The sequence below is a fragment of the Microbacterium sp. B19(2022) genome (assembly GCF_012030385.1).
In the GTDB taxonomy this organism is placed as follows: domain Bacteria; phylum Actinomycetota; class Actinomycetes; order Actinomycetales; family Microbacteriaceae; genus Microbacterium; species Microbacterium oxydans_B.
Map to the genome: position 1 here is coordinate 170,047 of NZ_JAAUVO010000006.1, position 19,830 is coordinate 189,876.

At 69.0% G+C, this 19,830-nt stretch carries 18 protein-coding genes; all 18 read right to left on the bottom strand.

Features of this window, described 5'->3' with window-relative positions; genetic code table 11:
• Positions 1-10: 10 nt before the first annotated feature.
• The 18 genes from HCX50_RS07465 to rpoZ all read right to left on the bottom strand — a co-directional run bounded on the left by HCX50_RS07465 (position 11) and on the right by rpoZ (position 19,764).
• Positions 11-1,477 (bottom strand): glutamate synthase subunit beta, encoded by a 1,467-nt coding sequence (locus HCX50_RS07465; protein ID WP_091036385.1) that lies wholly within the window; start codon positions 1,475-1,477, stop codon positions 11-13.
• Positions 1,470-5,993, bottom strand: a complete 4,524-nt coding sequence (gltB, locus tag HCX50_RS07470) for a glutamate synthase large subunit (protein WP_091036388.1) — start codon at positions 5,991-5,993, stop codon at positions 1,470-1,472. Before gltB ends, HCX50_RS07465 begins: the two co-directional genes overlap by 8 nt.
• Before the next feature lie 145 nt (positions 5,994-6,138).
• Positions 6,139-7,164, bottom strand: a complete 1,026-nt coding sequence (gene lgt / locus HCX50_RS07475) for a prolipoprotein diacylglyceryl transferase (RefSeq protein ID WP_091036390.1) — start codon at positions 7,162-7,164, stop codon at positions 6,139-6,141.
• A gap of 10 nt (positions 7,165-7,174) precedes the next feature.
• A complete protein-coding gene (trpA, locus tag HCX50_RS07480; protein ID WP_167633520.1) occupies positions 7,175-7,978 on the bottom strand; it encodes a tryptophan synthase subunit alpha in 804 nt (267 codons plus the stop codon).
• On the bottom strand, positions 7,975-9,243 hold the full coding sequence (gene trpB, locus HCX50_RS07485; RefSeq protein ID WP_167633587.1) for a tryptophan synthase subunit beta: 1,269 nt from the start codon (positions 9,241-9,243) through the stop codon (positions 7,975-7,977). Before trpB ends, trpA begins: the two co-directional genes overlap by 4 nt.
• Positions 9,243-10,013 (bottom strand): indole-3-glycerol phosphate synthase TrpC, encoded by a 771-nt coding sequence (gene trpC / locus HCX50_RS07490; protein WP_029263368.1) that lies wholly within the window; start codon positions 10,011-10,013, stop codon positions 9,243-9,245. The genes trpB and trpC overlap by 1 nt, the downstream gene beginning before the upstream one ends.
• Before the next feature lie 2 nt (positions 10,014-10,015).
• On the bottom strand, positions 10,016-10,246 hold the full coding sequence (locus tag HCX50_RS07495) for an HGxxPAAW family protein (protein ID WP_029263367.1): 231 nt from the start codon (positions 10,244-10,246) through the stop codon (positions 10,016-10,018).
• Between the two features lie 47 nt (positions 10,247-10,293).
• Positions 10,294-10,881, bottom strand: coding sequence for a Trp biosynthesis-associated membrane protein (locus tag HCX50_RS07500; RefSeq protein WP_167633522.1), 588 nt, complete (start codon positions 10,879-10,881; stop codon positions 10,294-10,296).
• Positions 10,878-11,237 carry a phosphoribosyl-AMP cyclohydrolase gene (gene hisI, locus HCX50_RS07505; RefSeq protein WP_167633524.1) on the bottom strand — a complete coding sequence of 120 codons (360 nt, stop codon included), beginning with the start codon at positions 11,235-11,237 and terminating at the stop codon, positions 10,878-10,880. The genes HCX50_RS07500 and hisI overlap by 4 nt, the downstream gene beginning before the upstream one ends.
• On the bottom strand, positions 11,234-11,995 hold the full coding sequence (gene hisF, locus HCX50_RS07510; protein WP_091036408.1) for an imidazole glycerol phosphate synthase subunit HisF: 762 nt from the start codon (positions 11,993-11,995) through the stop codon (positions 11,234-11,236). Before hisF ends, hisI begins: the two co-directional genes overlap by 4 nt.
• Positions 11,995-12,837 carry an ATP phosphoribosyltransferase gene (hisG, locus tag HCX50_RS07515; protein WP_091036411.1) on the bottom strand — a complete coding sequence of 281 codons (843 nt, stop codon included), beginning with the start codon at positions 12,835-12,837 and terminating at the stop codon, positions 11,995-11,997. Before hisG ends, hisF begins: the two co-directional genes overlap by 1 nt.
• Before the next feature lie 38 nt (positions 12,838-12,875).
• Positions 12,876-13,139: a phosphoribosyl-ATP diphosphatase gene (locus HCX50_RS07520; protein WP_017202142.1), complete on the bottom strand. Its 264-nt coding sequence runs from the start codon at positions 13,137-13,139 to the stop codon at positions 12,876-12,878.
• Entirely contained in the window at positions 13,136-13,816 is a 681-nt protein-coding gene (gene rpe / locus HCX50_RS07525; protein ID WP_167633526.1) for a ribulose-phosphate 3-epimerase, read from the bottom strand. Before rpe ends, HCX50_RS07520 begins: the two co-directional genes overlap by 4 nt.
• 4 nt (positions 13,817-13,820) lie before the next feature.
• Positions 13,821-15,317: an RsmB/NOP family class I SAM-dependent RNA methyltransferase gene (locus HCX50_RS07530; protein WP_205828886.1), complete on the bottom strand. Its 1,497-nt coding sequence runs from the start codon at positions 15,315-15,317 to the stop codon at positions 13,821-13,823.
• A complete protein-coding gene (fmt, locus tag HCX50_RS07535) occupies positions 15,314-16,234 on the bottom strand; it encodes a methionyl-tRNA formyltransferase (protein WP_167633530.1) in 921 nt (306 codons plus the stop codon). Before fmt ends, HCX50_RS07530 begins: the two co-directional genes overlap by 4 nt.
• Before the next feature lie 18 nt (positions 16,235-16,252).
• Positions 16,253-18,211, bottom strand: a complete 1,959-nt coding sequence (locus HCX50_RS07540; RefSeq protein ID WP_091036420.1) for a hypothetical protein — start codon at positions 18,209-18,211, stop codon at positions 16,253-16,255.
• Positions 18,212-18,227: 16 nt separating this feature from the next.
• A complete protein-coding gene (gene metK, locus HCX50_RS07545) occupies positions 18,228-19,421 on the bottom strand; it encodes a methionine adenosyltransferase (RefSeq protein WP_091036423.1) in 1,194 nt (397 codons plus the stop codon).
• A gap of 88 nt (positions 19,422-19,509) precedes the next feature.
• Complete coding sequence (rpoZ, locus tag HCX50_RS07550; RefSeq protein WP_017204385.1) at positions 19,510-19,764, bottom strand: DNA-directed RNA polymerase subunit omega; 255 nt, start codon at positions 19,762-19,764, stop codon at positions 19,510-19,512.
• Positions 19,765-19,830 lie beyond the last annotated feature (66 nt).

The window sequence follows — 19,830 nt, forward strand, 5'->3', positions numbered from 1 at the left end:
CGGCCTCAGCCTACGCGGGCTGGAGACCGATCGCGACATCGCTCGGGCGCACCGGCTCGGGAAGAACCGTGGTGCCCATCAGGAACCGATCGACGTTCGCGGCGGCCGCGCGGCCCTCGGCGATGGCCCAGACGATGAGCGACTGTCCACGGCCGGCGTCGCCGGCGACGAACACGCCGGGAACCGTCGACTCGTAGCCGTTGTCGCGACGGAACGCGCCACGGTCGGTGACCTGCGGGAGCGTCTCCTCGGTGTAGCCGTCCTGCTCAGGGCCGGTGAACCCCATGGCGATGAGGATCAGGTCGGCCGGGATCTCGCGCTCAGTGCCGCTCTTGGGCACGCGACGACCGTCGATGTACTCGGTCTCGGCCACCCGCAGCGCACGGACCTCGCCGACCTCGTTGCCGAGGAACTCGACGGTCGACGCGAGGAACACCCGCTCGCCGCCCTCCTCGTGCGCAGAGGAGACCTCGAACAGGGTCGGCATCATCGGCCACGGCTGGTGGTCGGGACGCGCGTCGCCCGGCTGCTTGCCGATCGCGAGGTTGGTGACGCTCAGCGCGCCCTGACGGTGTGCGGTGCCGATGCAGTCTGCGCCGGTGTCGCCGCCGCCGATGACGATGACATGCTTGCCTTCGGCGCTGATCTGGTCGGGGACCTTGTCGCCGGCGACCACGTGGTTGGACTCGACCAGGTACTCCATGGCGAAGTGCACGCCATCGAGGTCGCGTCCGGGGATGGCGAGATCACGCGGCACCGTCGAACCGGTCGCGATGACGACCGCGTCGTAGCGCGCACGCAGGTCGGGCCAGGAGATGTCCTTGCCGATCTCGACGCCCGCGCGGAAGCGGGTGCCCTCCTCCTGCATCTGGCGCAGGCGCGACTCGAGCTGAGACTTCTCCATCTTGAAGTCCGGGATCCCGTAGCGCAGCAGACCGCCGATGCGGTCGTCGCGCTCGAAGACCGCGACGGTGTGGCCGGCACGCGTGAGCTGCTGGGCGGCGGCGAGACCCGCGGGCCCCGATCCGACGACCGCGACGGTCTTGCCGGTCAGGCGCTCCGGCGGCTCCGCCTCGACCCAGCCCTTGGCGAAGGCCTCGTCGATGATCGAGACCTCGATCTGCTTGATGGTCACGGCGGGCTGGTTGATGCCGAGCACGCACGAGCTCTCGCACGGTGCGGGGCACAGACGACCGGTGAACTCCGGGAAGTTGTTCGTGGCGTGGAGGCGCTCGATCGCCTCGCGACCCTCGCCGCGCCACGTCAGGTCGTTCCACTCGGGGATCAGGTTGCCGAGCGGGCAGCCCTGATGGCAGAACGGCACACCGCAGTCCATGCAGCGACCGGCCTGACGACGCAGGACCTGCTTGTCGCCGGGCTCGTAGACCTCTTTCCAGTCCATGATGCGCACGGGCACGGGACGACGTGCGGGAAGCTCCCGCTCGGTCACCTTCAGAAAGCCTTTGGGGTCAGCCACCGGTCACCTCCAGTATGCGGTTCCACACGATGTCGCCGTCGGGGTCGATCCCCTCGGCCAGCGCCTCCTCGCGCATGCTCCGCACGGCGGCGAAGTCACGAGGCAGCACCTTCACGAACTCAGCAGCGGTCTCCTCGAAGCTCTCGAGAAGCGCGGACGCTCGCGGCGAGGCCGTACGTTCGACGTGCGCGACCAGCAGGCTGCGCAGTACCTCGAGGTCGGCACGGTCGAGCGGTTCGAGCAGAAGCTCCCCGCTGCCGAGCGACTGGGCGTTCACCTTGCTCGTGTCGAGCGCGTGCACGTACGCCACTCCCCCGGACATGCCCGCACCGAAGTTGCGCCCGGTCGATCCGAGGATCACGGCGAGCCCGCCGGTCATGTACTCCAGCGCGTGGTCGCCCACCCCCTCGACGACCGCGGTCGCGCCCGAGTTGCGGACGAGGAAGCGCTCACCCACGACACCGGAGATGAACATCGTCCCCGAAGTCGCGCCGTAGCCGATCACGTTGCCGGCGATCACGTTCTCATGCGGAGCGATCGCAGAACCGCGCGGCGGACGGATGGTGATGTCGCCACCCGAGAGTCCCTTGCCGACGTAGTCGTTCGCGTCGCCCTCCAGGCGCAGCACGATCCCCGGCGGGAGGAAAGCACCGAGCGACTGTCCGGCGGTGCCGTGCAGCGTCACGTCGATGGTGCCCTCGGGCAGACCGGCGGCGCCGTGCCGCGAAGTCACCTGGTGTCCCAGCATCGTGCCGACGGCGCGCTCGGTGTTGGCGATCGGCAGCTCGACCACGACGGGTTCGCCGTTGAGCAGTGCGCCCTTGGCGATGTCGATCAGCTGCACGTCGAAGTGCTTCTCGAGCTCGTGATCCTGCGTGCGACCGCTGCGACGCGGCTCGCCCGCCGGGAACACCGGGCCTTCGAGAACGGGGGTGAGGTCGAGTCCGTCGGCCTTCCAGTGCTCGACCGCGGCGTTGACCTCGATGAGGTCGGCGCGGCCGACGATCTCGTCGATCGAGCGGTAGCCGAGCTCCGCGAGGAGTTCACGCACCTCTTCGGCGATGAACTCCATGAAGTTGACGACGAACTCCGGCTTGCCCGTGAACCGCTCGCGCAGCACCGGGTTCTGTGTCGCGACGCCCACGGGGCAGGTGTCGAGGTGGCAGACGCGCATCATGATGCAGCCGCTGACGACGAGCGGAGCCGTGGCGAAGCCGAACTCCTCCGCACCCAGCAGCGCGCCGATGATCACATCGCGGCCGGTCTTGAGCTGACCGTCGACCTGCACCACCACGCGGTCGCGCATGCCGTTGAGCATGAGCGTCTGCTGTGTCTCGGCGAGACCGAGCTCCCACGGCGTTCCCGCGTGCTTGAGCGAGTTCAGGGGGCTCGCACCCGTTCCGCCGTCGTGGCCGGAGACCAGGATGACGTCGCTGAGCGCCTTGGCCACGCCGGCCGACACTGCGCCGATACCCGACTGGCTCACGAGCTTCGTATGGATGCGCGCCTCGGGGTTCGCCCGCTTCAGGTCGAAGATGAGCTGCTTGAGGTCTTCGATCGAGTAGATGTCGTGGTGCGGCGGCGGGGAGATGAGTCCGACGCCGGCCGTCGCATGACGGGTGCGCGCCACCCACGGGTACACCTTGGTCGGCGGCAGCTGACCGCCCTCGCCGGGCTTGGCGCCCTGGGCGAGCTTGATCTGGATGTCGTCGGCCTCGGTGAGGTACAGGCTGGTCACTCCGAAGCGTCCGGAGGCCACCTGCTTGATCGAGCTGCGGCGCTCGGGATCGACGAGACGGTCGGGGTCTTCGCCGCCCTCGCCCGTGTTCGACTTCGCGCCGATGCTGTTCATCGCGATCGCGAGCGTCTCGTGCGCCTCACGGGAGATCGAGCCATAGCTCATCGCGCCCGTCGAGAAGCGCTTGACGATCGCGGACACCGGCTCGACCTCGTCCAGCGGGACGGGCTTGCGTGTGCCGGTGCGCAGCTGGAACAGACCGCGCAGCGTCTTCAGCTCGGCCGCCTGATCGTCGACGAGCTTCGTGTACTCACGGAAGATGTCGTAGCGCCGGGTGCGGGTCGAGTGCTGCAGCTTGAACACCGTCTCCGGGTTGAACAGGTGCGGGGAACCGTCACGTCGCCACTGGTACTCGCCGCCGGTCCACAGCCGCTCGTGCGCACGCGCAGCAGCATCCTCGGGATAGGCGTAGTCGTGACGCGCCTGGTTCTCGGCGAAGACCTGCTCGATGCCGATGCCGCCGAGCTTGGACTCGGTGCGCGTGAAGTAGGCGTCGATGAACTCCTGGCTGAGTCCGACCGCCTCGAACACCTGGGCGCCCGCGTACGACGACACCGTGGAGATGCCCATCTTCGACATGATCTTGAGCACGCCCTTGCCGAGCGCGTAGATCAGGTTCTTGACGGCCTTCTCCGGCGAGATCCCGGTGATGTAGCCGGTGCGCACCAGGTGCTCGACCGTCTCCATCGCGAGGTACGGGTTGACGGCGGAGGCGCCGTAACCGATCAGGGTCGCGACGTGATGAACCTCGCGAACGTCACCGGCTTCGACGATGAGACCGACCTTCATGCGGTTCTCGCGCCGGATGAGGTGGTGGTGGATCGCCGAGACCATGAGCAGCGACGGGATGGGAGTGAGATCCTTGTTCGAGTCACGGTCGGACAGGATGATGAACTCGGCACCGTTCGCGATCGCCTCGTCGACCTCGGCGCACATCTCCGTGAGACGGTCCTGCAGCGTCTGGGGGCCGGCATCGAAGTGGTACAGACCGCGAATGGTCGCGCTCGACCGACCGGGCATGGCCTTGTCGATGTGGCGGATCTTCGCGAGCTCGTCGTTGTCGATCACCGGGAAGTCGAGCGACACGGTGCGCGTGTGCTCCGGACCCCAGGAGAGCAGGTTGCTCTCGGGGCCGAGGCCCAGCTTGAGGCTCGTGACGACCTCTTCACGGATCGAGTCGAGCGGCGGGTTCGTGACCTGGGCGAACTGCTGCGTGAAGTAGTCGAACAGCAGGCGCGGACGCTTGCTGAGCACCGCGATCGGCGTGTCCGAGCCCATCGCGCCGAGAGGCTCGACACCGGTCTGCCCCATCGGGGTGAGGAGGATGCGGACCTCTTCCTCGGTGTATCCGAACGTGCGCTGACGACGGGTGATCGATGCGGGCGGGTGCACGATGTGCTCGCGCTCGGGCAGCTCGGCGAGCCGCACGGCGCCGGCATCCAGCCACTCCTGCCACGGGTGCATCGTGGCGAGATCGTGCTTGATCTCGCTGTCTTCGACGATGCGACGCTGCGAGGTGTCGACGAGGAACATCTTCCCCGGCTGCAGGCGTCCGCGACGCTTGATGCGCTCGGGCTCGAACTGCAGCACACCGGTCTCGGAACCGATCACGACCAGGCCGTCGGTCGTCTCGGTCCAGCGTCCGGGACGCAGACCGTTGCGGTCGAGCGTGGCGCCGACGAGCGTGCCGTCGGTGAAGATGAGGGCGGCCGGACCGTCCCACGGCTCCATCTGGTTGGAGTGGTACTCGTAGAACGAGCGCAGCTCCGGCGTGATGTCGGCCTGCTTCTCGTACGCCTCGGGAACCATCATCATGATGGCGTGCGGCAGACTGCGCCCGGTCAGGGTCAGCAGCTCGAGCACCTCATCGAACGACGCGGAGTCGCTGGCGCCGTCGGTGCAGATCGGAAGCAGCGGCTGGATGTCGCCGAGAAGCTCGGACTCGAGCTGCGACTGGCGGGCGCGCATCCAGTTGCGGTTTCCGCCGACCGTGTTGATCTCGCCGTTGTGGGCGAGCATGCGCAGAGGCTGCGCGAGCGGCCACGACGGGAAGGTGTTCGTGGAGTAGCGGGAATGCACGACGGCCAGCTCCGAGGCGAAGCGCTCGTCCTGCAGGTCGGGGTAGAACGGTTCGAGCTGCAGCGTCGTGACCATGCCCTTGTACCCGAGGGTGCGGGCCGAGAGGGAGACGAAGTAGGCGCCGAGCTCGTGTCCGGCGCGCTTGCGCAGGCGGTAGGCGACGCGGTCGAGGGCGATGCCCGTCAGAGGGGCATCGGTGTGGGTCGCTCCGCCGGCGCTGACGAACAGCTGCTCGAAGGCAGGACGCGCCTCATCGGCGAGCTTGCCGAGGTTCTCGTTGGCGGTGGGAACCTCGCGCCAGCCGAGGACGCGAAGTCCCTCGGAGCGGGCGATCTTCTCGATCCCGGCTTTCTGCTGGCGGCGCTCGCTCGAATCGCGAGGCAGGAAGGCCAGTCCAGCGGCGTACTCCCCCACGGGCGGCAGTTCGAAGCCAACGACTGCGCGGAGGAATGCATCGGGCATCTGCGTCAGGATGCCGGCGCCGTCCCCGGTGCCCGCATCGGAGCCGATGGCTCCGCGGTGCTCCAGGTTGCGCAGGGCCTCGAGGGCCAACGCGATGATGTCGTGCCCGGCTTCGCCGCGCAGGGTCGCGACCATGGCGAGGCCGCAGGCGTCTTTTTCGAACGCCGGGTTGTACATGCCCTGCTTCGGGGGGTAGGCGCCGGACGCGCCGTAGGGTGGCTGGAAATACACCAGTTACCGTCCTCAGATCTTCAGTGAAACCCGGGGACGACGTCGGCCCGCTCGTTCAGTGCAATGGTTCTCCCGCCACGAGGTGGCGTTGTTATCGGGAGCCGTTCTCGCTCGTGGGAGCAGTGCTTGTGGCAGTGGCTCCTGCGGTGACTTCCTCGGTCGGAGGCTCGCTCACGTCCACGAAGTCAGAGGGATTGTTCTGCGATTGTACATCAGCGTCGGCGTCGGTCTTCTCGCGTCCCGGCTGGTACGGCGAGGGCTCGAGACCGGGGTGACGACGCGTCTGCACGACGAGGATCACCAGCCCGACGACGACGCCGATGATCGCTGCCCAGACGTTGCTGCGCAGGCCCAGGATGATCTCGCTCGGATCGATGCGGATCGACTCCCAGACGATGCGGCCCGCGCTGTACCAGATGAGGTAGATCGCGAACAGGCGTCCCCACTGGAAGAACAGCTTGCGGCCGAGCCACAGGAGCACCAGTACGCCCAGGCCGTTCCAGATCACCTCGTAGAGGAAGGTCGGGTGGAACAGGGTGCCCTCGGGCAGACCGGCAGGGAATGCCGAGTTCGTCGACTCGATCTCCAGCCCCCACGGCAGGTCGGTGGGAAGGCCGAAGAGCTCGTGGTTGAACCAGTTGCCGAAGCGGCCCATGGCCTGAGCGAGCAGCAGACCGGGCGCCAGCGCGTCGGCGAACGTCCAGAAGCGGATGCCCGTCCATCGGCAGCCGAGGTACGCGCCGATCGCGCCGCCGATCAGAGCGCCGAAGATCGCGATCCCGCCCTCCCAGATGGCCCACACCGAACCGGGCTCGAACGGGTTCCAGGTGTTCCTGCCCTCGCCGAAGTAGAAGTTCGGGTGGGTGAGCACGTGGAAGATTCGGGCACCGATGATGGCCAGCGGCACGGCGAGGATCGAGATGTCGATCACGACCCACGGCTCCGCTCCGCGCTTGGTCAGGCGGTAGTTGGTCAGCAGCGTCGCCGCGATGATGCCCGCGATGATGCACAGCGCGTAGAAGTGGATCCGTACGGGTCCGAGGTCGATGTACGACACCGGAGGGCTCGGGATGCTGGCGAGCACGTTGGTGACGGTGCTGGGGAACGCGAGTGACATGAGTGCGATTCTAGTTCTCGGTATCGGGGCGCGCCGACGCGGTGCCGGCTGCCAGGTTTCGGGTGACCTCGGCGAGGGCGGGGACGCCGCCGTCACGGAGAGCGCGGACCAGTGCGGTCCCGACGATCGCGCCGTCGGCGTACTCCGACACACCGGCGATCTGTTCGGCGGTGGAGATGCCGATGCCCACGCACGCGCGGTGCGCCCCGTGTGCGCGGAGGCGGCCGACCAGGGTGCGGGCGGCGCGGTCGAGTTCGGCGCGCTCCCCCGTGATGCCCATGGTCGAGACCGTGTAGACGAAACCGGTGGACGACTTCACCACGAGGTCGAGCCGCTCGTCGGACGAGGTGGGGGCTGCGAGGAACACCCGATCGAGACCGGTCCGCTCACTGGCGGCGATCCACTCCCCTGCGGCGTCGGGCGTGATGTCGGGTGTGATGAGCCCCGCGCCGCCCGCGGCGAGCAGGTCGTCGGCGTAGCGGTCGACGCCGTACTGCATGACGGGGTTCCAGTACGTCATCACGAGGACGGGCACGTCGGTGGCCGCGGTGATCGCACGGATCGCCGTGAAGAGGTCGGCCATCCGGAACCCCGCGGCGAGAGCCGTGGTGGTCGCCTCCTGGATGATCGCGCCGTCCATCACCGGGTCGCTGTACGGCGGGCCCAGCTCGATGATGTCGACGCCGTTCTCGGCCAGGGCGATGGCGGCCTGGATGCTCGTCTCGAGGTCGGGGAAACCGACCGGCAGATATCCGACGAAGGCGCTGCGACCGGCGTCCTGTGCGCGCTGGATCGCCTGTTCGACGCGACTCATAGCTGCGGCTCCCCCTTCGAGGCCGTGTCTTCGGCCTCGCTCTCCTCGGCGACGTCGTGCGCGAGCGCGGCTTCGTCGTACAGCGCGAAGTAGCGTGCGGCGGTGTCCATGTCCTTGTCGCCGCGGCCGGAGAGACAGATCGCGATGAGCCCATCCGGGCCCAGCTCGCGTCCGATGCGCAGAGCGCCAGCGAGAGCATGGGCCGACTCGATGGCCGGGATGATGCCCTCGGTGCGGCTGAGCAGCCGCAGCGCCTGCATCGCCTCGTCATCGGTGGCCGGGATGTACTCGGCGCGCCCGATGTCGGCGAGCCACGAGTGCTCCGGACCGACGCCCGGATAGTCGAGTCCGGCGGAGATGGAGTGCGACTCGATGGTCTGACCGTCTTCGTTCTGGAGCACGTACGTCTTGGCGCCGTGCAGCACACCGGGGCGCCCGCGCTCGATCGAGGCCGCGTGCTTCTCGGTGTCGACGCCGTCACCGGCTGCCTCCACGCCGTAGAGCTTGACGCCCTCGTCGTCGAGGAACGCGTCGAACATGCCGATGGCGTTGGATCCGCCACCCACACAGGCGACGACCGCATCCGGGAGCCGACCGACCTCGTCGAGCAGTTGCGCGCGGGCCTCTTCGCCGATGATCTTCTGGAAGTCGCGGACCATCGCCGGGAACGGGTGCGGACCGGCGGCGGTGCCGAAGATGTAGTTGGTCGTCTCGACCGACGCCACCCAGTCGCGGTAGGCGTCGTTGATCGCGTCCTTGAGCGTGCGCGAACCCGAAGTGACCGGGATGACCTCCGCGCCGAGAAGACGCATACGGGCGACGTTGAGCGCCTGACGCTCGGTGTCGACCTCGCCCATGTAGATCGTGCAGTCCAGACCGAACAGTGCTGCGGCGGTCGCCGTGGCGACACCGTGCTGTCCCGCACCCGTCTCGGCGATCACGCGGGTCTTGCCGAGGCGCTTCGTGAGCAGCGCCTGGCCGAGCACGTTGTTGATCTTGTGCGACCCCGTGTGGTTCAGGTCTTCACGCTTGAGGAAGACGCGCGCACCCCCGGCGTGCTCTGCGAACCGCGGCACCTCGGTGATGGCCGAGGGGCGGCCCGCATACGAGCTCAGGAGGTGTGCGAGCTCATCCCGGAAGGCCGGGTCGACGATCGCCTCCTCGTACGCGACGGTCAGCTCGTCGATCGCGGCGATGAGCGACTCGGGCATGAAGCGCCCGCCGAACTCGCCGAAGAAGGGGCCGTGCTGGTCGCGCAGGCTCATCATGCCTCCAGGAAACTCTTGAGGGTGGCGACGGGATCGCCGGTCACGAGCGCCTCGCCGATCAGGACGACGTCGGCGCCGGCGGAGCGGTAGTGCACCACATCGGCGGGCGTGAGCACCGCGGATTCGGCGATCTTGACCGCGGTCGTCGGGATGCGGTCGACCAGGCGTCCGAACAGGTCGCGGTCGAGCTCGAGGGTCTTCAGATCGCGTGCGTTCACACCGATCAGCGGGGCGCCCAGGTCGATCGCGGCCTCGAGCTCGTCGGCCGAATGCGTCTCGACGAGAGGCGTCATGCCCAGCTCGCCGATGAAGCCGAACAGATCCCGAAGGACATCGGGTTCGAGACCGGCGACGATCAGCAGCACCAGATCGGCGCCCGCGGCTCGAGCCTCGAGCACCTGATAGCGGGTGGCGATGAAGTCCTTGCGCAACACCGGCAGTGACACGCGGGCCGTGACGGCCTCGAGGTCGGCCAGGCTGCCGCCGAAGCGACGCTCCTCCGTGAGCACGCTGATCGCCGAGGCTCCGCCCGTCTCATACAGGGATGCCTGCAGAGCAGGGTCGGGGATCTCGGCGAGTGCGCCACGCGACGGGCTCGCTCGCTTGACCTCGGCGATGATCTTGACGCGATCGGCGGGGGCGAGGAACGAGAGTGCGTCCTTGGCGGCCGGGCGCGCGAGCGCCGCGCGTTCGACCGCATCCAGCGGGCGCGACAGAGCACGACGCTCAGCGTCTGCGACTGCGCCGGCCGTCAGGTCGGCGAGCACCATTAGTGCGCCTTCGGAGCGTACTTCGGACCCTTCACGCCGTAACCGGCCCTGGCGAGCACCCAACCCGCGATCGCACCGATCGGGACGAGCACCAGCGAGATCATGACGAGCACCGGCTGCTCGAAGCAGAACGCGACTGTGGCGGCGGCGACGCCGACCAGCATGATGACCACGGCGGTCCAGGCTGCAGGCGAGTGTCCGTGGCCGGGATCGGCGATCGGGTTGGTCATGTTCTCCTCCGGGGGACGACGTGCAGTTCGGAATCAGTCTATCGGGGTCAACGCGTCGGATCGGTTCCTCGGGACAGGTCGTCCCAGGAATCGACTGCGTCCACGGGCCCCTCGTGTGCGGCTTCGACGTGGTCGGTGCGATACCGTCGGCCGCCCGCCTTCCAGCCGCGCCAGGTCGTGAGGACCACCACCGATGCAGCGAGCAGGATCACCCATCCGACGAGGGCGATGTACGGCCACGCCGACGGCACGATGCTCGTGACGACCTCGTGGACCGCGCCACCACCGGCGAGACCCGTGACCTCGGTCACGGTCGCGGCGACGGCGTCGAAAGGCTCGGTGAGCAGGAGCTGGATCGTCGACCAGCCGAGGAACAGCGCCGTCGCTGCCGCGAGCACGCCGAAGACGAGGCGCACGACCTTGCCGGAGATGGCGAGGGCCGCACCGAGGGCGAGCACCGCCAGGCTGAGCGGAGCGAGCAGTACCAGGGCGGAGGCTCCCGGAACCAGGATCGCCTCGCCGGCATCCGCACGCTCCACCGTCAACCACGTCTGGGTCGACGAGATGATGCCGATCGCACCGGCGAGCAGGAAGCCGGAGACGGAGAGCGAGCGACCGCGCTGTGCGAAGCTCATGCCTGATCCGTTCCCGTGGTGGCCTCGAGATCGGTGGTGTCGAAACAGGTGCGCGTGCCGGTGTGGCAGGCGGGGCCGGTCTGGGCGACCAGGAGCAGGATGGCATCGCCGTCGCAGTCGAGGCGCGCCTCGTGCACCACCTGGATGTGGCCCGACGTGTCGCCCTTGCGCCAGTACTCCTGGCGGGACCGGGACCAGTAGGTCGCCCGCCCCGAAGTCAGCGTGCGCCGCAGCGCCTCGGCGTCGACCCACGCGAGCATCAGCACCTCATGCGTGTCGAACTGCTGCACGATCACGGGCGCCAGTCCGTCTGCATTGAAGGCGACCTGCGCGATGCGGTCTTCCACGGAGGTCATCGAACCACCACACCCTCTGCGCGCAGGGCGTCCTTGACGTCACCGACGGTGAGCGCACCCGTGTGGAAGACGCTCGCCGCGAGCACGGCATCGGCTCCGGCTTTGATGGCCGGCGCGAAATCGGACACCTGACCGGCGCCGCCCGACGCGATCACCGGCACGGACGCGGCTTCTCGCATGAGTCGTACGAGCTCGAGGTCGAACCCGTCGCGCGTGCCGTCGGCATCGATCGAGTTGACCAGCAGTTCACCCGCGCCCCGCTCGACGGCCTCTCGCGCCCAGGCGACCGCGTCGAGGGTGGTCTGCGTGCGACCACCGTGCGTCGTGACGACGAAGCCGGAGGGCGTGGTCGGCGCGCGCTTCACGTCGAGCGACAGGACGAGCACCTGTGCGCCGAAGCGGTCCGCGATCTCGCCGATCAACTCGGGGCGTGCGATGGCAGCCGAGTTGACCCCCACCTTGTCGGCGCCGACCGAGAGCAGCCGGGCGACGTCTTCGGCGCTGCGCACTCCCCCGCCGACCGTCAGCGGCACGAACACCTGCTCGGCGGTGCGCTGCACGACGTCGTAGGTCGTGGCTCGGGCATCGACCGTGGCGGTCACATCGAGGAACGTGATCTCGTCGGCACCCTGGGCCGCATAGTGCCTGGCGAGTTCGACCGGGTCGCCCATGTCGCGCAGATTCTCGAAGTTCACACCCTTGACCACACGGCCTTCGGCCACATCCAGACACGGGATGACACGGCTGGCGAGAGTCATCAGAGCCTCGCGTTGTGGATGGCGGTGACCAGGATGGCGCGAGCGCCGAGCGCATAGAGCGCATCCATGACCGGGTTGACCCGCGTGCGCGCGACCATGACGCGCACGGCCACCCATTCCGGGTCGCGCAGCGGTGAGACGGTCGGCGACTCGACGCCACCGGCGATCTTCACGGCCTCATCGAGGAGAGCGACCGGCAGGTCGTAGTCGATCATCACGAAACGGCGAGCGACCATGACGCCGCGAAGCCGACGCAGGAGCGTCTCAGCACCCTCGGCATCGGCGGGACCGGCGATGAGCACGGCCTCCGACTGCAGGATGACCGGACCGAAGACCTCGAGCCCGGCCTGGCGGAGTGTGGTCCCCGTCTCGACGACATCGGCGACCGCGTCGGCCACACCGAGGCGGACGGCCGACTCGACCGCTCCGTCGAGCGGAACGAGGTCGACCGCGATGTCGCGCTCGTCGAGGAACGCGTCGACCAGCCCCGGGTAGGAGGTGGCGATGCGCAGTCCGTCGAGCTCGGCCACGTCGGTGTAGCGACCGGTGGGTGCCGCGAAACGGAACGTGGATCCCGCGAAGCCGAGCGCCTCGATCTCGCGGGCACCGGGCATCCGCGCGTCGAGCAGCAGGTCGCGGCCCGTGATGCCCACATCGATCGCACCGGAGCCGACGTAGGTCGCGATGTCCTTGGGACGGAGGAAGAAGAACTCGACGTCGTTCTCGGCGTCGATGACATGGAGGGTCTTGGGGTCACGGCGTCCGGCGTAGCCCGCTTCGGCGAGCATGTCGGCGGCGGTCTCGGAGAGCGAGCCCTTGTTGGGAACGGCGATGCGCAGCATGGAGTGCTTTCAGTTCGAGAGGAGAGGAACGGAGCGCATCACAGATGTCGGTAGACGTCTTGCAGGCTGAGACCCTTCGCGAGCATCATCACCTGGACGTGATAGAGGAGCTGCGAGATCTCCTCGGCGGCGGCCTCATCGGACTCGTACTCCGACGCCATCCACACCTCGGCGGCCTCTTCGACGATCTTCTTGCCGATCGTGTGCACGCCGCCGTCGAGCTCGGCGACCGTGCCCGATCCTTCGGGACGGGTCTCGGCCTTGACGCTGAGCTCGGCGAACAGCTCGTCGAAAGTCTTCACGATTCCAGGCTACCGGCTCGGGCGAGGTCTCTCAGCCGGGTGACGGCCGCTTCGACGTCGTCGGCGCCGTACACGGCCGAACCTGCCACGAAGGTGTCTGCGCCGGCAGCGGCCGCGTACTCGATCGTGCTATCCGAGATGCCGCCGTCGACCTGGAGCCAGACGGAGGAGCCGCGCCGACGCGCCTCGTCGGCGAGGGATCGGAGCTTCGGCATCGTCTCGGGCATGAAGCTCTGTCCGCCGAACCCGGGCTCGACCGTCATCACGAGGATCTGATCGAACTCGTCGAGCACGTCGAACAGCGAGTCGACCGGGGTCCCCGGCTTCACCGCGACGCCGGCCCGGGAGCCGATGTCGCGCAGCCGACGGGCGAGAGTCACCGGATCGGCGGCGGCCTCGAGGTGGAACGTGACGCTCGCCGCGCCGATCTCGGCGTATTCGGGTGCCCAGCGCTCCGGGTCGGTGATCATCAGGTGCACGTCGAGCGGGATCGGGCTGGTCGCCTGGATGCGCTCGACCATCTGCGGCCCGAACGTCAGATTGGGCACGAAGTGGTTGTCCATCACGTCGACATGCGCGAAGTCCGCTGTCGCGATGCGGGCGAGATCCGCCTGCATGTTCACGAAGTCGGCGGCGAGGATGCTGGGGTTGATGCGCGGTGCGCGAGGCAGGTCCACGGTCCTAGTCTTCCTTCCCTGTGGTGATGACGGCTGCGGAGCGCTGCAGGAGCGCGAGGAACATCGCGTCGGTGCCGTGGCGATGCGGCCAGAGCTGTGCGCTGCCGGAACCGGAGCGCCCCTCGGTCGCGAGGTCGATCGGCGACCGCGAGACGTCGGCGATCGCTGCGCGCGCATCGAGCTCGACGATGTCGGTGCGCCCGCGCAGCACCTCCTGCACGACGCCCGTGGTCTCGGCGAGGTGGGGCGAGCATGTGACGTACGCGACGATCCCGCCCGGGGCGAGCGCGTCGAGCGCGGCGGAGAGCAGCTCCACCTGGAGCGGAACGAGCTCGGCGACATCGGCGGGCGACTTGCGCCATCGAGCCTCGGGCCGGCGACGCAGCGCCCCCAGCCCCGTGCACGGCGCGTCCACGAGGATCCGGTCGAACTCGCCGGCACGAGAGGCCGCGAGCTCGCGACCGTCCTGCTCGTGCACCACGATCTCGCCGGGGACGGCACGGAGCGCCTTGCGCACCAGGCGCGCGCGGACGGGGACGACCTCGTTCGCCTCGAGGATCACGTCTTCCTGGAGCGCGATGGCCGCCAGGAGCGCGGTCTTCCCGCCGGGCCCGGCGCAGAGATCGAGCCAGCGCTCCCCCGCCGCGATCGGCGAGACGCCGGCCAGCGCGAGCGCGACGAGCTGGGAGCCCTCGTCCTGCACCCGAACCGTGCCTCCCGAGGCCTCGACCGACAGACGCGGATCGCCACCGGGAGATGCGTACGCCGTCGGCGCGTAGGGCAGACGGGGCTCCCCGGGCTCCGCAAGGCCGGGGAGAGCGACGAGTGTCACGTCGGGTGAGGCATTGTCGGCCTCGAGGAGGGCGTCCAGTTCGGTGTCACGTCCTTCTGCGGCGAGAGCACGACGCAGAGCACGGATGACCCAGACCGGGTGCGCAGAACGCAGCGCCAGGCGCTCGTCATCGGAGCGGGCCTGCTCTTCGATGCGCTCCTGCCAGGTCTCCGCCGAATCCCGGGTGATGCGGCGCAGAACCGCATTCGCGAAGCTCGACGCCCCCCGACCGGATTCGATGGCGACGAGGTTCACGGACTCGTTCACCGCGGCGTGCGAGGCGACACGTGTCGCGAGAAGCTGGTGCACCGCGAGCCGGAGCGCATCGAGAACGGCCGGGTCGATGCCGTCGGTCGCGCGATCGGCCGCCGAAGCGATGATCGCGTCATACGTCCCGAGCCGTCGCAGGGTCCCGTAGGTCAGCTCGGTCGCGAGCGCCGCGTCCTGAGGCGTGAGCCTCGCCTCGGCGATGGCCGAAGGGAGCACGAGGTTCGCATAGGCGTCGGTCTCGGAGACCGCGCGCAGCACATCGTAGGCCACCCGTCTCGCGGGCTGCACGGTACGACCGGGACCGCGCTGACCGCCGCGATGCCCCTCTGCCGAGCCTTGGGCGCCCCGCGGTCGGCCGTTCGAGGGCGTGCTTCGACGGTTCCGTCGCTCGTCGCTCATGATCCGGCCACCAGCTCGTCTCCCCCGCGCAGACCGCGCCACCAGTCGACCGCGTTCATCGCTCCCTTGCCCGCAGGCTGCACCCTCGTGACGGCGAGTGCTCCGGTGCCCGTCCCAATGTGCAGAGCCGTCTTGGTACCCCGGAGACGCCCGGGAGGCAGCGATTCGGCATCCGGAGCCGGAACCGCCTCGAGAACCTTGAGGGGCTGACCGGCGACGGTGGTGTGCGCTCCCGGTTCGGGGGTCACGCCGCGGAACCGGGCGAAGACGGCCTCGAGGGGCTGGTTCCAGTCGAGCAGTCCGTCGGCCAGCGTGAGCTTGGCGGCGAAGGTCGGCTCACCCTCCTGCGGAAGCGCCCGCGCCGTGCCCTCCGCGATCGCGGAGACCACGTCTGCCGTGAGTTCCGCGCCGTCGAGCGCGAGTGCCTCGAGCGCCTCGCCTGCGGTCGCCGTCTCGCGAACATCGATCTCCCGCATCGCGAACACGTCGCCCGCATCGAGCTCTGCGACGAGCTGGAACACACTTGCCCCGAGAGCACGATCTCCCGCGATGAGCGCACGCTGCACCGGAGCGGCGCCTCGCCATGCCGGCAGCAGCGAGAAGTGGAGGTTGATCCACCCGGCCTTCGGGGTGGAGAGCAGCGGCTCGCGCACCAGCCCGCCGTACGCGACGATCACACCGAGCTCGACCTGCAGCGCCGAGATCTCGGCCGTCGCGGCGTCGTCGAGCCGTGCGGTCTTGATCACGGGGAGCCCGAGCTCGAGGGCGGCCTGGGCGACCGGAGACGGTGTCAGCACCCGCCGTCTCCCGAGCGGGGCATCGGGCCGCGTCACGACGGCGGCGATGTCGTGCGAGGTCGCGAGACGTCGCAGGGTGGGCACGGCGGCAGCGGGTGTGCCGGCGAAGACGATGCGCATGAAGGTTCTCCGGAAGGGTCAGAGCTCTGGTTCGAGGATATCGAGGCGGACGGAGAGCGTGCTCTTGGTCGCACGCCCTTTCCTGCGGCGGCCGCTCACCGCTTCGGCGACGACGGCGGCGCGCAGGGCGGTCGCCACGCGGGAACCGGAGCCGTAGTCGAACCTCACGAGGGCGCGTACGCGAGGCGGGACGTCGTCGGACTCGACGGGCACAGGGCCGAGTACCGCGTCTGCGGGCAGGGCGAGTTCGGTGAGTGCAGCGAGAGCACTCGCGACCGCCGGAACCGAGCCCTGGACCAGGGCGACCCTGGTCGTCGGTGGCATATGCAGCGGCGCCCTGCTCTCCAGCTCCGACCGGGCGTGGCCCGCCTGGTTCCAGGTCGCGAACGCCTTTGCGGCGGCCCCGTTGACCCCGACCAGGTGGATGGGCGCGCCGGGTGCGGCCAGCGCGGCCGCGTTCGACCACCAGCGAAGGCATGACTCCGCGACACGAAGATCGGGCGCCTGCAGCATGCGGGGGCCGTCGAGCAGCACGACGGCACGGTATCCGCTCTCGGCGATCGGCTCCGCGCCGCGGGTGGCGACCACCAGCGCCGGCTTGTCCGGCACTCGTTCGACCGGGTGCGCACTGTCTGCGACGATCACCCGCACGCCAGGGAACGCCCGACCGAGCTCGTCGGCGGTGCGCTCGCTCCCCGAGGAGGCGAGTCGCAGCTTGGTGGAGGAGCACGCAGGGCACGCCCAGGCGCTGGATGCCCGACCGCACCATCCGCACACCGGCACAGCGCCACGGTGCTTCGCGCCGAGCGGACCCCCGCAGTGGGGGCACCGCGCCGGTGCCCGGCACTCGGCGCAGACGAGTGAGGGAGAGAACCCGGGTCGGGAGACCTGCACGAGCACCGGCCCTTCCGCAGCAGCAGTGCGCGCGGCGAGGAAAGCGGAGGACGGCATCCGCTGGGCCGTCGGCTGCTCCATCTCCTGCGGTGTGCTGAGCACGACGCGAGGAAGCACACGGCGTGCCGCCCTCACATCCTGCAGCCAGCCGAGAACCACGAGACGCTCCACGTCGGTGGTGCGGGTGTGCCCGGCGAAGAGCAGCGCCGAGCCCTCGAGCTCCTGCCGAAGGAGGGCGGCGTCGCGGGCGTTCACATACGGGGCCAGTGGCTCCCCCAGGAGCGGATCACCGTCGTCCCAGATCGCGACCAGCCCGGCAACGACCGGGGAGTACACGGCCGAGCGGTTGCCCACCACGATGCACGGCGCGTCCTCGAGCGTGCGCAGGAATCCGCGGTAGCGGTCGGGGTTCGTCTGCCGGGAGTCGTGGCGCACGACCGCTCCGGCGGGGACGAGAGCGTCGAGCGCAGCGAGGAGCCTGTCGAGATCACGGCTGTCGGGGACGACGATGATCGACGACTTCCCCGCCGCGAGCATCCGGGCTGCGGAAGATGCCAGCAGGCGCGCCCACGCCTGCACGCCGTCGACGAGTTGAGGAATCGCCTCCACGGCGGCGCGTCCGCCCGCGTCGAGCACGGCACCGAGCCCGTCATAGAGGCCCACGGTGCCCTCGGCCACCGCGAGTGCCTCCGGGTCCGGCATCTCGGCGGGCGCATCGGCGGTCCAGGCCTTCTCGACACGCACCTGACGCTTGGGGATCACCAGGCGCAGCACGTCGGACGCCGAACCGGCTGCCCGGTCGGCCACCCGGCGCGCGAGGGTGTGCAGACGTTCGGGCAGGACCGGGACCTCCGACACGACGCTCTCCACTTCGGAGAGCGGACGGTCGGCGTCGTCTTCTGTGCCGATCTCGACGACGTAGCCGTCGATCACACGCCCGGCGGTGCGCAGCGGCACGCGGACCCGGACTCCGAGCGGTACGTCGCCCAGTTCCGCAGGGAGGGCGTAGTCGAAGAGCCGATCGAGTTGAGGCAGCGGGGAATCGAGGAGCACGCGCGCGATGCGCCGGCTCTCCGGAGGCATCAGGACCGCGGTCCCATCAGAGGCCGGCAGCGCGGCGCAGCTCTTCGACGCGGTCGGTGCGCTCCCACGTGAAATCGGGGAGTTCTCGCCCGAAGTGGCCGTACGCGGCCGTCTGGGCGTAGATCGGACGCAGCAGATCGAGCTGCTCGATGATCGCCTGCGGACGCAGATCGAACACCGAGGTGATCGCCTGCGTGATGACCTCGTCGGACACCTTGCCGGTGCCGAAGGTCTCGACGTAGAGACCGACCGGACGCGCGACGCCGATCGCATAGGCGATCTGCACCTCGAGGCGGTCTGCGAGCCCTGCCGCCACCGCGTTCTTCGCCACCCATCGGGTCGCGTAGGCACCCGAGCGGTCGACCTTCGACGGGTCCTTTCCGCTGAAGGCTCCCCCGCCGTGGCGGGAGGCTCCGCCGTACGTGTCGATGATGATCTTGCGGCCGGTGAGCCCGGCGTCTCCCTTGGGACCACCGGTGACGAAGGGGCCGGCCGGGTTGATGTAGAGGGTGACATCGTCGAGGTCGAGACCGGTCGTCGCCAGCACGGGGTCGATCACATGCTCGCGAACCTGCGCCTGCAGGTCTTCCTGCGAGATGTCGGGGTGGTGCTGTGTCGAGACCACGACGGCGTCGACCGTCTTCGGGGTGAAGCCGTCGTAGCCGAGGGTCACCTGGGTCTTGCCGTCGGGGCGGAGGAACGGCAGCACACCGGAGCGGCGGACTTCCGTCAACCGCTCGGCGAGCCGGTGCGCGGTCCACGCGGCCATCGGCATGAGCTGCGGGGTCTCGTTCGTCGCGAAGCCGAACATGATGCCCTGGTCGCCGGCGCCGAGGGCGTCGAGCGGATCGACCGAGGATCCGTCGCGGTGCTCCTGAGCGCTGTCGACGCCGTGCGCGATGTCGGTCGACTGCTCGCCCACCGACACGCTGACACCGCAGGAGTCACCGTCGAAGCCGGTCTCGCTGGAGGTGTAGCCGATGCCGTTCACGACCTGGCGGACGATCGTGGGGATGTCGACGTAGGCCTCGGTGCGGATCTCGCCGGCGACGTGCACGAGGCCCGTCGTGACGAGCGTCTCCACCGCGACGCGGGAGTCTCTGTCCTTGGCGATGAGCCCGTCGAGGATGCTGTCCGAGATCTGATCGCAGATCTTGTCCGGATGCCCCTCGGTGACGGACTCGGACGTGAACAGACGCAGGGCGCTCATCGAAACTCCAGAACGGGACGGACAGAGGGAGGGTGTTGCACCCATTCTGGACCGCGCCTCCGACAGAAGGGAGGCGCGGCCTCGAATATCACTCTGCGTGACGCAGGCGGAGCTTGTCCTCGTTGATCTCGTGCAGCGCGATGGTGAGCGGCTTGTCCTCGACGGAGGAGTCGACCAGCGGACCCACGTTGTCGAACAGGTTGCCCTCGTGCAGGTCGGAGTAGTAGTCGTTGATCTGGCGCGCGCGCTTGGCGGCGTAGATCACGAGCTCGTACTTGGAGTCGACGCGGTCGAGCAGGTTGTCGATGGGGGGATCGATGATGCCGTTGTTGTGTCCGGCCATGGTGAGACCTCCTGGTCAGGCGACGGGATCGTCGCGAAGTCGGTGCGAAATGGCGCGCGAAGACGC